The organism is Nonomuraea sp. NPDC050478, assembly GCF_044458265.1.
Lineage (GTDB): Bacteria > Actinomycetota > Actinomycetes > Streptosporangiales > Streptosporangiaceae > Nonomuraea > Nonomuraea ferruginea.
On sequence record NZ_JBITHT010000003.1, the window covers coordinates 188,192 to 200,822 of the forward strand.

A 12,631-nucleotide genomic window follows, 5' to 3' on the forward strand; every position below is an offset into this window, starting at 1 on the left:
TTTCAGTATGAGCTAAAATACCTGCATTGATCAAGGATGCGCCCAGCTGGGGTGCTGTGGTGAGCCGGGAAGTCTGGTCGGCCCGCGACGCCGTCGCGGAGAAACAGGAGGACTTCCCGCATGACCACCCGCACCCTCAACGCGCTGCTCGGCAGCGGGGTCGTCGCCGGTGTGCTGATGCCGGCGCTGCTGTGGGCCGACGGCGCCACCCGCCCGGGCTACAGCCTGTGGCACCACGGCGCCAGCCAGCTCGGCACCGGCGAGCGCGCCTGGCTGCAGACGATCAACTTCACCCTCGGCGGGCTGCTTCTGGCGGCCTTCGCGCTCGGGCTGCGCCAGGTGCTGCGCGCCGGTCGCGGCGCCACCTGGGGGCCGATCCTGCTCGCAACCGCCGCGGTCGGCCTGGTGGTGGCCGGGCTGGTGCCGACCGACCCCGCGCTCGGTTATCCGCCCGGGCAGCCCACCGGCGTCACCACGAGCGGCCTCATCCACCAGGCGGCCGGCTTCGCGCTTTTCGCCGGGCTCAGCGCGGCCGCCGTTGTCCTGGCCCGACGGCTGCGCGAGCACAGCCGCGGCTGGGCGCGCTACTCGCGCCTGTCCGGTCTCCTGATCATCGCCTTCGCGTTCGCCGCCGGCATCGCCTACCGGCTCGACACCCTCGGCCGATGGCAGCCCGCCCCCGCCGGCCTGCTCGAACACCTGTCCCTGCTGACCGGCTTCTGCTGGATCACCGCCGTCGCCACCCACCTGCTGCGCAGGCACATCCTTGACGACACTTCCAGATGATCAGCTTGCCGAAGGTGTCCATTCCAAGATCACTATCTAGGTGTCGATGCTCGACCTTCAACCGGCCAGGATCTCGGTGACGACGACGTACAGCGCCCACAGCGACAACCCGGCCATGATGACGATCTCGCGCCAGCCGAGAGCGGGCCTGGCCTGGATGGCGTACGACATGGTGATGTTGGGCGCCGCCGGCGCGGGCGGGCGCCGGTTCCCGGCCAGGGGCTCGTTGAAGCGGTGGATGAAGATCTGGATGAGGTTCATGCCGGCGACCAGCCCCGCCGCGAAGCTCAGCGCGCTCAACCCGGCGGCGAACTGCAGGGCGATGATGGCCACGACGCACAGCAGCGTGAGGGTGTCGTAGATGCCGATGAGGCGCTGCGAGCGCGCGTAGTAGGCGGCGATCCGCTTGATCCGGACGTCATAGGGGACCAACAGCCACAGGCCGAACTTGGCCAATGCCTGCAGATAGAACAGCGCGATCACGATACCCAGCGCGATGGTCATGTCGACGTCCTTTCATAAGGTCGGGATGTCGTCGCCGCCGGTGGGGGCGGCGGTGAACCATGGGCTCAGCACGGCGGGCTCGACCAGCACGACGGAGTCCTCGGCCAGGCCGAGGATCCGCTCCAAGGCCTGGGTGTGGGCAGCGACCGTATCCTGGGCGCCGGACAGGTCCGGCCGGCCGGTGGCGTCGAAGGAAAGGACCAACTCGGCCAGCCGGTCGTTGAGGTCCTGGATCAGCGCGACGAGGACGCGGCCGGTGGCCTCCGGATGCGTGACGGCGAGCGTGTTCTCTCGCGCGCCTTGCTCAAGGATGCCGGCCAGCAGCGGCGCGATGCGGTCGGCGATGGTCGGGCGCAGCTTTTGCCGGACGACGGCGTTGTCGTCGGACTGCCAGACGCGTAGCAGCGCGACGAGCAGGTCGCGCCGCTGGTCCTTCCAGCGGCCCAGCCCGGTGAGGAAGCTCTGCAGCTTCTGCAGCGCCGGTGCGTCCGGGTCGGTGGCCAGTGGCGCCAAGGCGGCGGCGATCTGGTCGGCCATGCGTTCCATCACCGCTTCGACGAGCGCCTGCTTGGAGTCGAAGTAGTGGTAGAAGGCGCCCTTGGAGGCGCCCACCTGGGACCACACGTCCTGCACGCTCATCCGTTCGTAGCCCTTGGTGCGCAGCAGGATCTCTGCCGCGTCCAAGAACTGCGTCCGCCGTCCGGCATGCGCGGCCTGATCAACTGTTCGCGCCACTCGGTCCTCCCACTCCATTAGCAAACCGGCTGCCGGTTTATTAATAGCATGAGGGCCCCGGGCGCGTCTTGGCCCACCGGACAACAGTCACGGGTGCACATGCCGTTTCTCTTCGGGAGCCCCCTCTTCCGTGAAGTAACCCGGTCTGGTGCCTTCACAGAAGCCCAGCTCGGCCGTTCCGGCCCAAGGGCAGGATCGCCGCAAAATCACTTCACGAAAGGTCGTCGGCCTGCCCGACGCCCTCGCCGGGGCCGACGACAGCCTCGGTGAGTGGATCGAGCGCTACCTCGAGCTGGCCGTGCGTGGGGTCCGTTCGGCGGAGGTCTCCGCCAAGATCGCCCGGCACCTGGATCACTAGCCTGCTACTGGCTGGCACAGCCTCTTCTCCTGCGCGACGTGCGGGCGTGTGCCCGGTGCAGGCCGACGAGTAGCGGCCTGGATCCCTTCATGTACTGCCTGGACCTGCTGGTGCCGTTGATCAGCCTGGGCCACGACACCACCTGGGACCCTGCCGAGCGCACGCCAGGCCCCGGAGCCTGTACACCACTCCACCCGACGACATCGCCGCCGGCTGTGTCAAAGAGCCATGATCACGAGGCCCGGGCATCTGGCAGGAGCAGCGACGCTAACCGTGGCGCGTCACCGCCAGGGTGCGCAGGACGCAGAACTCGTTGCCCTCGGGGTCGGCCATGACCACCCAGCTTCGGTCTGGGCCTTGGCCCACGTCTCTCTTGGTGGCGCCGAGGCCCAGCAGTCTGGTCACCTCGTCGTCGGTGCTGCCGCCAATGGGGCTGATGTCGAGGTGGAGCCGGTTCTTCACGGTCTTGCCCTCGGGCACCTGAATGAACACCAGGGTGGGCGGCATCTGACGGGCCCGGACTTCCTCGATGGTCGGCTCCCAGGAGCCTATCTCGACCTTGCCCTCGTTCCGGTCGATCACCTTGAAGTCCAGGACCGCGCACCAGAAGGCCGCGAGTCTCTCCGGATCGTGGCAGTCGACGGCCAACTCGGTGAATCTACTGGTCATGTCTCAGTTCCCTCTGTTTCAAAACGTTCCGAACCATGCGGAGAGTGCCGCGCGCAGCGGGGGCATGGCGCTGTCCGTGGATTCGTCGAGGCCGGCAGCCCAGGCGACGTGGCCGTCCGGGCGGATCAGCAGCGCGTCAGCCGGCCGATCGTCGGTCTTGGCGGTGTGGACGTCGAGGAGATGCCGCCAGTCCCGGGCGATCTGGCGGAGCTCTGGGCGGTCGGCCAGGTCGAGGAGGACGGGCCGGGCGGTGTGCAGGAGGTCGGCGACGCTGGTGACGCCCTGGTCGGTGTGCAGGGTGAGGTCGGGGGCGAAGGTGCCGGTCAGCGGGTGGTGGTGGGAGCCGGGCATCGGGTAGCGGATGTCGGTTCCGGCGACGAGGGCTCCCATCCGGCGTAGCGGCTGCTCGTCGGTGAGCAGTTCGGTGAAGACGTCGCGGAGTGCTTCGGCGGCCGCGTCGTGCCCGCGCCGCAGCGCTACCTGCGCTCGGGTATGCAGCAGGGTGCGGGCGCCGGCCAGGTGACGTTCGGTGTGGTAGGTGTCCAGCAGGCCGGCCGGGGCCGTGCCGTGGAGGTCGGCGGCCAGCTTCCAGGCCAGGTTGACCGCGTCCAGCATGCCGGCGTTGAGCGCCACTCCGGTGGCGGGGAACAGGTGTGCCGCGTCGCCGGCGAGCAGGATGCGACCGGCACGGTATCGCTCGGCCTGGTGGGCTTTGAAGGTGAACCGGGACAACCGGGTCGATCCGGCCAGGGGCAGGTGTGCGCCGAGCACGCGGTGGACGCTGTCCTGCAATTCGGCCAGGGTCATGGGGACGTCGTCGTCGTATTCGGTGGTCTCGTCCTCGACGGTGTAGAGGGAGACAGACTGGGTGCCGGGTGAGGAGCCGACGCCGAGCAGGCCATGGTTCGTGCGGGTGAAACCGGCGCGGATCGTGCCGAAGCCGGGGATGTCGAGATCGCCGTTGCCCAGAACGGTGACCGTGTGGGGCAGGGTGACCTGGGCCAGGCGGTTGACCTCGGGATAGGTGGTGCCGGGGAACGGAATGCCGGCCCAGCCACGGATGCGGCTGCGCGCGCCGTCGCACCCCACGAGGTACCGCGTGCTCGTCCGGTAAGGGCCGTCCGGGCCGCGCACGTCCACGGTGACCGCGTCGTCGTCCTGGCTTACCCCGGTCACCTCGTGTCCTCGGCGGAGGTCGACGCCGAGTTCGCCTGCTCGTTCGCCGAGCAGCCGCTCGAGCAGTTGCTGCGGTAGCGGCAGGGCGTGCATCGGGGGATCCGGCAGCTGGGTGAAATCCAGGTGCACGCCGCCGAACGGGAACCGGGGAGCCGGCGCAGGGCCGGTGCAGGCCGCTTCGAAGCGTTCCAGCAACCCCCGGTAGCGCAGCAGCTCCAGGATCTGCCCGCCCAGGCCCCCGGCCTTGGGGGTGTCGCGGGGACGCGGCTGTCGTTCCAGCACCAGCGGCCGCACTCCGGCCAGGCACAGCTCGGCGGCCAGCATGAAACCCGTCGGACCGGCCCCCACGACGATCACGTCGGCGTCCCCCGCCGGCCGCTCCTCTCGCAGGTCTTCTTCCGCGGGCCGGGCGGCATCGTGGTGCTTCATCATCTATGACCTTTCGATCGTGTCGTTCGTCGCGTCGGAACGCGCGAATCGGGACGGAGCTGTCAGCCGGGTGCCAGGCGGCTGAGGTGTTCCCAGGCGCGGTACTCTTCGGCCCTGGCCTGGTTCATCTGCTGAACCAGATCGAAGGACCGGCTGCCGACGATCAGCCGCAGGGGCGGGTCGGGCAGGTCCACGAGCCGCATGACGACCGGCGCGGCCGTGCTCGGGTCGGAACCCGCTTCGTCGCCCCACATCTCGGTCAGCTTCGCCCGCAGCGGGTCGTACGCCGGGTCGGGCATGGTGGCCGTCGTGCCGATCGTGAACAGGCCGGTGTCGTAGCCGCCCGGCTGGACGATGGTGACCTTGACGCCGAAGGGTTCGACCTCCATGGCCAGCGCCTGGCCGAGGGAGTCGATGGCCGATTTGCCGGCCGCGTACAGGCCGGCCGAGGCCATCCCGCCGCCCGTGCCCATCGTCGTCACCAGGAGGATGTGGCCCGAGCCCTGGGCGCGCAGGTGGGGCAGCACGGCCTGGATGACCCAGATCTGCCCGAGGACGTTGACGTCGAAGTGGGCTCGGATCTGGGTCTCCGTGGCCTCTTCAACCATGCCGTACAACATCGCGCCGGCGTTGTTGACCACGATGTCGAGCCTGCCGAACGCGGCCACCGCCCGATCCACACCCTCGCGCACCGCGGCGCGGTTGGAGACGTCGAGCGGAACGCACGCCAGGGTGTCGGGATGGCGGGCCCGCAGGCCCTCCAGCGGCGCCATGTCGCGGGCCGCGGCCACGACGCGATCTCCCCTGCTCAGCGCGGCCTCCGCGAACGCCCTGCCCAGCCCTCTGGACGCGCCCGTGATGAACCAGACACGCATGACACTCACTCCTTGCATCAGTCTTCGAGAGCCTGGTAGACGGTGGTCCAGAAGTCGCTCATCAGGTGGGCGGGGTCGGGCACGCTGTAGCCGAGCTGGCAGAGCAGGATGCCGGTGAGCTGGTTGGCCGGGTCGGCGTAGGCGGAGGTGCCGCTGCCGCCGTCCCAGCCGAACTGGCCGATCGGGGCGTAGTCGCCGCGGTAGGTGCGCACCGCCATGCCCAGGCCCCAGCCGCCCTGCTGGCCCTGGCCGAAGGAGATGTGCACGGCGTTGCGGGCCAGCGCGGTACGGGCGGCGTTCTGCTCCGGGGTGAGCCGGTTGGTGGTCATCAGCTCCACCGCCGGCCGCGACAGGATCCGCCGGCCCTCGTGAACCCCACCGTTGAGCAGCATCCGGAAGTAGGCGTGGTAGTCGTCGGCGGTGGAGACCAGGCCGCCACCGCCGCCCTGGAACGCCGGGGGCTTGCTCCACCTGCCGCCCTCGGGTTCGTCCCACGCGAGGAACTCACCCGTGACGGGGTCGGGGGCGTACAGGGTGGGCAGCCGGTCGATCTGGCCGGCGGGCACGTGGAAGCCGGTGTCCTTCATGCCCAAGGGCTCGAAGATGCGCTCGCGCAGGAAGTCCTCGAAGCTCTGGCCGGTCACCCGGGACACCAGCACGCCGACCAGGTCGCTGCTGATCTGGTACTGCCACTGCTCGCCGGGCTGGTGCATCAGGGGCAGCTCGCCCAGGCGGCGCATCCACTCGTCCTGTTCCGGAACCTCGGTCGGCAGGTTCGGGGTCAGCCCCCGCTCGAAGATGGCGTTCAGGATCGGGGTGCCCAGCGCGGTCATGTCCATGCCCAGGCCGAAGGTGGAGGTCAGCACGTCGCGGACGGTGATCGGGCGGCGGGCCGGCACGATGGCGTCCAGCTCGGCGTCGATGCTCTTGAGCACCTGCCGGCCGGACAGCTCGGGCAGCCACGGGTCGACCACGTCGTCCAGCCGCAGCCGGCACTCGTCCAGCAGCACCATCGCCGCCGCGATCGAGACCGGCTTGGAGGTGGAGGCCATCCGGAAGATCGTGTCGCGGCGCATCGGCGCGCCGCCGTCGTGCCGCATCGTGCCCAGCGTCTCCACGTGGGTCTGGCCGCCGCGGCTGACCAGGGCCACCAGGCCGGGGATCTTCCCCGAGTCGACATGCCGTGCCAGCACCTCACGCAGCCTGCGCAGCCCTTGCTCAGAAAAGCCGTTTCCGCCGATTACCATGATCCTTGTCTCCTTGTCGTCATGATTGGTCCGCCGGTTCCGTTCCGATCCGGCGTTCGTGCGTTCACCCTCGCGAATGGGCCTGACATCGGGCCGTGCCGCCGTCGTGCGATCGAGCCCTTCCTGCGGAGGCGCGCCCAGGAAGAACTGGTCGGCGCCTTCGCGCCCCAGGTGCTGGTGCTCGGCGACGAAGCCGCGCGTCTCCCGCTCGTAGGCGGCGAACGCCCGCGCGTGGCCGCCGCCGGCGGCCAGCTCGCCGGCCACGATGTAGGTGCCGATCAACGCCTGGGAGGCGCCGCGACCCGACGCCGGCGCCGCACGGTACCCGGCGTCCCCGAGCAGCACCACCCGGCCCGAGAACCAGCGGTGCATCTCCACCTGGGCGTTCGCCTCGAAGAAGAGGTCCTTCGCCCCCCGCATCTCCTCCAGCAGGCGCCGGACCAGCGCCCGGCCACGATGCGCTTGTGCTGCCCGGCGTCATCGCGGTCGTAGGCCAGCGGCCCGGAGGCGACGTGCAGCGCCGCCCGGGCTCGGGCGCCGTCGCGGGTGCCGAGCACCGAGGTCGCCTTGCCCGGTACGCGGTGGACCCGGCCGCCGTCTTCGGCGCCGCAATGGCCGGGCAGGCCGAAGACCGCCGTGCAGAGGCCCAGGTGCCGGACAAAGCGCTCGGGCGGCCAGAAGACCAGCGAGCGGGTCCCCCGAATGCAGCCCGTCAGTGCCGGCCACCAGGTCGTCCCTGAGGATCCCCAGGTCGCCCGCACGGACCGCCACGGGCAGCGCGGCGTACTCGTCCGCCATCGCCGCATCACCCAGCCGCAGGTCCAGCGCTTCGGCCCGCTCCAGCAGAGCCATCCGGTCCAGCACGTCCAGCGCCTCGCCGCGCAGGCCCGCCGCATACCCGCCCGCGCGCACCCGCGGGGCGCGCTCCACCACGGTCGGGGTGAACCCGTGGTGGCGCAGCCAGTACGCCAGTGCGGCCCCGGCGACGCCGGCACCGCAAACCAGGACGACCATCCACGTGCTCCCTCGACCAGGCGAATCGTACGCATCGAGGATCAAGTACGGTGAACACCCGAAACAACGACGAACCCCGAAAGATCACCTTCAGCGGGAGTGAACGGAGCAGGTCAGGCGTGGAACTGCGGGACATCGAGATCTTCCTGACCCTGGCCGAGGAACTGCACTTCGGCCGCACCGCCACCCGGCTGTGCCTGTCACCCGCTCGCGTCACCCAGACGATCCAGAAGCAGGAACGGCAGGTCGGCGCTCCGCTGTTCGAGCGCAACAACCGCACGGTCCGGCTGACACAGGTCGGGCGGCAGCTCCGGGACGACCTCCGGCCGCTGTATGCCGGGCTGAGGGACAGCATGGAACGCGCCCAGCTCGCCGGCCAGGGCATCACCGGCATCCTGCGGGTCGGCATGCTCCCGCTCAACGCCCACGACCTTCGCCCCTACTGGGACGTCTTCCGCCTGCGCCACCCGCTGTGGAAGCTGCGCGTCCACAAAGCACAGGTGGGCGAAGCCTTTCCCGCGCTGCGGCGCGGAGACATCGACGTCCTGGTGAGCTGGCTCCCCGTCGACGAACCCGACCTCACCGTGGGGCCGGTCGTGTTCGCCGAGCAGCGCGTGCTGGCCGTCGCCACCGACCACCAGCTCGCCTCGCGCGCGTCGGTCTCGCTGGAGATGGTCTCCGACTTCCAGCACCCGCACGCCGACACCGGGCCAGGCTACTGGTACGACGCCTACGCCCCGCGCCTTACCCGGCGAGGCCGTCAGATCGAGCGCGGTCCCGTGGTGCGGGACGCGGAAGAGGCCATGACCCTCGCCAGCATGGACGGGCTTGTCGTGCTCTTCCCCGCCCACGTCACCCGCTACTGGGTACGGCCGGACATCGCCTACCTGTCGGTCACCGATATGGAGCCGCTGTCGTACGCCCTGGTGTGGCGGAGCGAGGCTGAGAGCGAACCCATCCGGGCCCTGGCCGGGGTCATCCGCGATCTGGGCCCTCTTCCGTCGGCCCCTGCCCCTTGAGGCGGCCTCGGCGCCACAGCGACCGCGATCGCCGGCAGCGGAATAATACGAACGCAAGCCCCAGCACAGCGAGGCACACCTGAACTGGGCCACCGTGACCCTGATGACCAGACGGCTGACCAGGAAAAATACGCGACGGTGGGACAACCACCCGAAGTCGCACCGCCCCCGCCGCACAAACCCTGGACCAGGCGTACGTCGTCACGGCCTGCTGGCGGCGGCATGACCCGGCAGCCCGGCTCTGGTCGAACGTGACGCGTTTGCGGGTGCGCCATCCGGAGGCGATCTGCCGGTCGGTGCTCGCCTCCAGCCGGTCCAGCGCCGCCCGGCTCCGGTCCCGGGCCGCTGGCCAGCCGATCGCCGGCGGCCCTGGCCTGCTGGTCCCCGGCGACGTCGTCCTGCTCCTGGCCCAAATCGCGATCGGCGGTCAGCCGGCAGTGAGCTCATGACGCCGGATCACCACACCGTGATCCCCTACCTGGATCACTTTGAAGACACGACCTAGCTAGCGGGCGTCACCTGGCGCTGAGCGGCAGGACGGTCGGTGGTCGCGGCGCTTGAAACGCTCCGGCGTAGTCGAGCTCTGCGAACGGAGAGACAGCCTGATCTCTCGGCTCAGCGAACCTGGCGCCACCGCCTGGATGCGGGGAGGCACAGTAAGCGTGGGGGAAATCACCTTATTCTGTCGTTCGTGGGGAATCGAGGGCGTTCGGCATCGGGGAGCGTGCGCATCACGCGTGCGAACGCGCGGTTCCCGCAGTGGCGGGCGCTGCTGAGCTATCGGGCCATGCGGCAGCGGGCCGGGCAGTTCGTGGTCCAGGCAGTGCGCCCGATCAGCCTGGTGGTGGAGTTCGGCTGGCCGGTGCGAGCGCTGATCGGCCACGCCGAGCGGCCGCTGTCGAACTGGGCCGAGCAGATGCCGCAGACGGCCGGCGGCGAGCGGGTGGCCGTGGCCCCCGGCCTGCTGGGTGAGCTGGGCGGCAAAGACGAGGACACACCCGAACTGGTGGTGGCCAGCCCGGGGGACGCTGAGCTGTCCCGCATCCAGGTGGGCCCGTCCTTCCTGTGCGCGGTGTTCGACCAGCCGAGCAACCCCGCAAACATCTGGACGATGGCGCGCTCACTGGACGCTTTCGGCGGCGGAGGCCTGATCGTCACCGGGCACACCGCCGACCCCTACGATCCCCGATCGGTGCGAGCCTTGCCCGGGTCGCTGCTGACGCTGCCGCTGGTGCGGTCCCCCTCCCGGCAAGTACTGGCATGGGCGGAGCGGCTGCGCGCCCAGAGGCAGCCGCCGACGGTGGTAGGCACTGACGAGAACGGCACCTGCGACGTCGCCGAGCCGGGCCTGACCAACCTCACCCTGCTGGTCATCGGCGACGAGACCAACGGACTGAGCGCGGGATGGCGACAAGCGTGCGGCACGATAACGCGCATCCCGATGGCCTGTTCAGCCAGCTCCCTGAACGTCGCCAGCGCGGCGACCGTGGTGTCGTACGAGGCCGCCCGTGAGCATCGCGGCCCCACAGCATGACCTACCGTCACGCGATTGCCCGGACCAGCCATGAGGACCTGGCCAGCGGCGCGGTGCTGCATTCAGCCCCGGGCTATCCCGCGTTCCCCGTCCGGCTGGCCAGCGAGATCTTCCAGCGGGCGCTGGCTCTGCGCGGCGGCGACCAGCCCGCCGTGCTCTGGGACCCGTGCTGCGGCAGCGGTTACCTGCTGACCGTGCTGGCGTTGCTGCACCGGCGCCAGATCGCTGCGGTGCTGGCCTGCGACCTCGATCCTGAAGCACGGAACCTGGCCGAACGCAATCTCGCCCTGCTGAGCCAGGCCGGTCTGGCGGCTCGAGCCGCCGATCTCAAGGCCCGCGCTGCCCGTTTCGGCAAACCGGCCTACGACTCGGCCGCGCGTGCCGCCTGCCGTCTCGCCGCCGAACTCGACGCCGCCGGAGGGGACGTGCCGCACGCGGTGCGCCAAGCCGACGTGTTCGACCCTGCCCAGCTCCAGCGGACACTCGGCCGGCACGCACCCGACATCGTGATGACCGACGTCCCCTACGGCGAACAGACCCATTGGCGCGGTCCCAGCGCGGCGGCAGGGGTCAGCGGCATGGTCGAGGCTCTATCGGCCGTGCTCCCGCACGACAGCGTGATCGCGGTGACGGTGCGGGGCCGCAAGGTTCCCATGGACCGCGGGCCGCGGCCCCAGGCGTCCTTCAAAATCGGTACCCGAGCCGTCGCGCTGTTTCGAACCTCCTGAAGTTCTCGTGCTTCCGCACGTGCGTGACAGCCGGAGGACGGCACACATGCGTGGTGAGGTCCTTGCCCGCGGGCGTCGGCGATGCGAACGGTTCACGCTTGAGACGCCGTCCTCATCCACGACAGCAGCACGCCCTCGGCGCGTAACTGGTCTTCAATCGCCGACAGATAGCGTGAGTTCCACAAACGACGGCGCTGGCTATGACGACAAGTCCCCGGCGGCGACGACCGCGCGAGATCGTCCTCGCGCAGGCACCCGACCGAGCTGTCCTATCGATGTCGAGCGCGTCGACCCGTGCCCAGCAGGACAGGTGCACGCTCGGCGGGTGGTGGCGTGCGGACACACCACCGCACGGGCGGCCTCCTCGGCACAGGCTGCTCTGACCTTGGACGCGAGAGCGTGCCGAAAGTCGGAGCAGGCGAACAGCCCGGCGACTTCGTCGGCTCCTTCCATCTGGTCGCGCGCGGCTTCGGCATGGGCCAGAGCGCCGCAGGCGTCATCGATGGCGCCGAGCGCGGCCCACGCGTCGACGACGCCATCGCCGCCAGCATCGCCGCAGGAACCGCCCATCTACCAAACAGCCTGATCAACGTCGGAGCCGGCGGCACCACTTCCCTCAACGACATCGTCGACCAAGCCCGCCAGATCACCGGGTGGCGATGTGCCCGGCACCCGTGCCGACTCATCTCACGCGCGTCGGCTGCTCGGATGGACGCCAACGACCAATCTCTTCACCGGCATGACCGAGCAATAAAGGTGGATGAACACCAACCGGAGCCATACACCTGTTGGGCGAAGACCGTTCAGTAGCGATGCCGTCCACAGGACAGGACCGTCACCCTGCAATCCACGACGGCGGACCCGAATCCGTCCTCCTTGACGCATGACGATCACTTGCTCCGTCGGTTGACGGATCATGTCGCAGTCATGCGAGTGGAGGCACCCGTTGAGTGGTGCCGACAGCTTTTACGTTGTAGATCGCCAGTTCGCGCGTCCCTCACTGAGGACGCACCTCACGGAACCGTGACCCGAGAGAAAGCCTGCCAGTTGAACATCGCGGACCGGCCGGACCGCGGCGAGGATGCCGGGACCTGCCGCTCCGTAACGGTCCGACCTGGCGACTGACCGTTCGGACCACGGTCCAACGACGGTCCAGACAGCGAAAAGGCCGGTCGCTCCCTTGGAGAACCGGCCTCTGACCTGCTGCGATGTGGTGGGCGATACTGGGATCGAACCAGTGACCTCTTCGGTGTGAACGAAGCGCTCTCCCGCTGAGCTAATCGCCCGCCCCGCCTGGCCCCCGTGGGGCCCGACGGGGAAAACCATACCGCACTCCGGCACCCGCTGGCGAAACGATAGACGGCAGGGTGAGGATTCGGGGTGAAACGCGGCGGTTGCCCACCGCCGTGGCAGGCTCGTGGCATACCATCGTCGTGTCCCGGGTAGACGCCCGACGTGCTCACTATCGAGAACGGTCGTCGGCGGCTCCCTGAACGAGATCCACTGCACGCAAAACCCTTGCAAATACGGCCCAACTGATCCCGTTTAGCCAGGTAG

General features: G+C 69.6%; 14 protein-coding genes and 1 tRNA gene. 7 read left to right on the top strand and 8 right to left on the bottom strand.

What is annotated here, in order from left to right:
* Nucleotides 1-120: 120 nt before the first annotated feature.
* Nucleotides 121-786 carry a DUF998 domain-containing protein gene (locus tag ACIBF7_RS15270; RefSeq protein ID WP_397197359.1) on the top strand — a complete coding sequence of 222 codons (666 nt, stop codon included), beginning with the start codon at nucleotides 121-123 and terminating at the stop codon, nucleotides 784-786.
* Nucleotides 787-843: 57 nt separating this feature from the next.
* Here the strand turns inward: ACIBF7_RS15270 and ACIBF7_RS15275 are convergent, their stop codons facing one another.
* Both ACIBF7_RS15275 and ACIBF7_RS15280 read right to left on the bottom strand, forming a co-directional pair.
* Nucleotides 844-1,290 carry a hypothetical protein gene (locus ACIBF7_RS15275; protein ID WP_397197360.1) on the bottom strand — a complete coding sequence of 149 codons (447 nt, stop codon included), beginning with the start codon at nucleotides 1,288-1,290 and terminating at the stop codon, nucleotides 844-846.
* Nucleotides 1,291-1,302: 12 nt separating this feature from the next.
* Nucleotides 1,303-1,974: a TetR/AcrR family transcriptional regulator gene (locus ACIBF7_RS15280; RefSeq protein ID WP_187281084.1), complete on the bottom strand. Its 672-nt coding sequence runs from the start codon at nucleotides 1,972-1,974 to the stop codon at nucleotides 1,303-1,305.
* 199 nt (nucleotides 1,975-2,173) lie between these two features.
* Between ACIBF7_RS15280 and ACIBF7_RS15285 the strand changes: the two genes are divergently transcribed.
* A complete protein-coding gene (locus ACIBF7_RS15285; RefSeq protein WP_364235730.1) occupies nucleotides 2,174-2,383 on the top strand; it encodes a hypothetical protein in 210 nt (69 codons plus the stop codon).
* Between the two features lie 267 nt (nucleotides 2,384-2,650).
* Here the strand turns inward: ACIBF7_RS15285 and ACIBF7_RS15290 are convergent, their stop codons facing one another.
* The 5 genes from ACIBF7_RS15290 to ACIBF7_RS15310 are packed head-to-tail and all read right to left on the bottom strand — an operon-like array spanning nucleotide 2,651 to nucleotide 7,793.
* Nucleotides 2,651-3,052, bottom strand: a complete 402-nt coding sequence (locus tag ACIBF7_RS15290) for a VOC family protein (protein ID WP_397197361.1) — start codon at nucleotides 3,050-3,052, stop codon at nucleotides 2,651-2,653.
* Between the two features lie 18 nt (nucleotides 3,053-3,070).
* On the bottom strand, nucleotides 3,071-4,660 hold the full coding sequence (locus ACIBF7_RS15295) for an FAD-dependent monooxygenase (protein WP_397197362.1): 1,590 nt from the start codon (nucleotides 4,658-4,660) through the stop codon (nucleotides 3,071-3,073).
* 59 nt (nucleotides 4,661-4,719) lie between these two features.
* Nucleotides 4,720-5,532 (bottom strand): SDR family NAD(P)-dependent oxidoreductase, encoded by an 813-nt coding sequence (locus ACIBF7_RS15300; RefSeq protein WP_148030813.1) that lies wholly within the window; start codon nucleotides 5,530-5,532, stop codon nucleotides 4,720-4,722.
* Nucleotides 5,533-5,549: 17 nt separating this feature from the next.
* Nucleotides 5,550-7,199, bottom strand: coding sequence for a serine hydrolase (locus tag ACIBF7_RS15305; protein WP_397197363.1), 1,650 nt, complete (start codon nucleotides 7,197-7,199; stop codon nucleotides 5,550-5,552).
* A 57-nt stretch (nucleotides 7,200-7,256) separates the two neighbouring features.
* Nucleotides 7,257-7,793, bottom strand: a complete 537-nt coding sequence (locus ACIBF7_RS15310) for an FAD-dependent monooxygenase (protein ID WP_397197364.1) — start codon at nucleotides 7,791-7,793, stop codon at nucleotides 7,257-7,259.
* 119 nt (nucleotides 7,794-7,912) lie between these two features.
* On the opposite strand from ACIBF7_RS15310, the gene ACIBF7_RS15315 reads away from it, so the two are divergent.
* The 5 genes from ACIBF7_RS15315 (at nucleotide 7,913) to ACIBF7_RS15335 (ending at nucleotide 11,884) form a co-directional block, all read left to right on the top strand.
* Nucleotides 7,913-8,812, top strand: a complete 900-nt coding sequence (locus ACIBF7_RS15315; protein ID WP_397197365.1) for a LysR family transcriptional regulator — start codon at nucleotides 7,913-7,915, stop codon at nucleotides 8,810-8,812.
* Between the two features lie 251 nt (nucleotides 8,813-9,063).
* Nucleotides 9,064-9,261, top strand: a complete 198-nt coding sequence (locus ACIBF7_RS15320; protein WP_397197366.1) for a hypothetical protein — start codon at nucleotides 9,064-9,066, stop codon at nucleotides 9,259-9,261.
* Nucleotides 9,262-9,536: 275 nt separating this feature from the next.
* Nucleotides 9,537-10,346: a TrmH family RNA methyltransferase gene (locus tag ACIBF7_RS15325; RefSeq protein ID WP_397197367.1), complete on the top strand. Its 810-nt coding sequence runs from the start codon at nucleotides 9,537-9,539 to the stop codon at nucleotides 10,344-10,346.
* Nucleotides 10,343-11,074: an rRNA methyltransferase gene (locus ACIBF7_RS15330; RefSeq protein ID WP_397197368.1), complete on the top strand. Its 732-nt coding sequence runs from the start codon at nucleotides 10,343-10,345 to the stop codon at nucleotides 11,072-11,074. Before ACIBF7_RS15325 ends, ACIBF7_RS15330 begins: the two co-directional genes overlap by 4 nt.
* A 399-nt stretch (nucleotides 11,075-11,473) precedes the next feature.
* Nucleotides 11,474-11,884, top strand: coding sequence for a hypothetical protein (locus ACIBF7_RS15335; protein ID WP_397197369.1), 411 nt, complete (start codon nucleotides 11,474-11,476; stop codon nucleotides 11,882-11,884).
* A gap of 401 nt (nucleotides 11,885-12,285) precedes the next feature.
* Here ACIBF7_RS15335 and ACIBF7_RS15340 read toward each other — a convergent pair.
* A tRNA-Val gene (locus tag ACIBF7_RS15340) sits at nucleotides 12,286-12,360 on the bottom strand.
* Between the last annotated feature and the right edge of the window lie 271 nt (nucleotides 12,361-12,631).

Bases quoted from the DNA above. Each gene is read 5' to 3' on its own strand.
- ACIBF7_RS15270 (WP_397197359.1), top strand. From the start codon at position 121: ATGACCACCCGCACCCTCAACGCGCTGCTCGGCAGCGGGGTCGTCGCC.
- ACIBF7_RS15330 (WP_397197368.1), top strand. From the start codon at position 10,343: ATGACCTACCGTCACGCGATTGCCCGGACCAGCCATGAGGACCTGGCC.
- ACIBF7_RS15300 (WP_148030813.1), bottom strand. From the start codon at position 5,532: ATGCGTGTCTGGTTCATCACGGGCGCGTCCAGAGGGCTGGGCAGGGCG.
- ACIBF7_RS15295 (WP_397197362.1), bottom strand. From the start codon at position 4,660: ATGATGAAGCACCACGATGCCGCCCGGCCCGCGGAAGAAGACCTGCGA.
- ACIBF7_RS15290 (WP_397197361.1), bottom strand. From the start codon at position 3,052: ATGACCAGTAGATTCACCGAGTTGGCCGTCGACTGCCACGATCCGGAG.
- ACIBF7_RS15305 (WP_397197363.1), bottom strand. From the start codon at position 7,199: ATGCGGGGGGCGAAGGACCTCTTCTTCGAGGCGAACGCCCAGGTGGAG.
- ACIBF7_RS15275 (WP_397197360.1), bottom strand. From the start codon at position 1,290: ATGACCATCGCGCTGGGTATCGTGATCGCGCTGTTCTATCTGCAGGCA.
- ACIBF7_RS15310 (WP_397197364.1), bottom strand. From the start codon at position 7,793: ATGGTCGTCCTGGTTTGCGGTGCCGGCGTCGCCGGGGCCGCACTGGCG.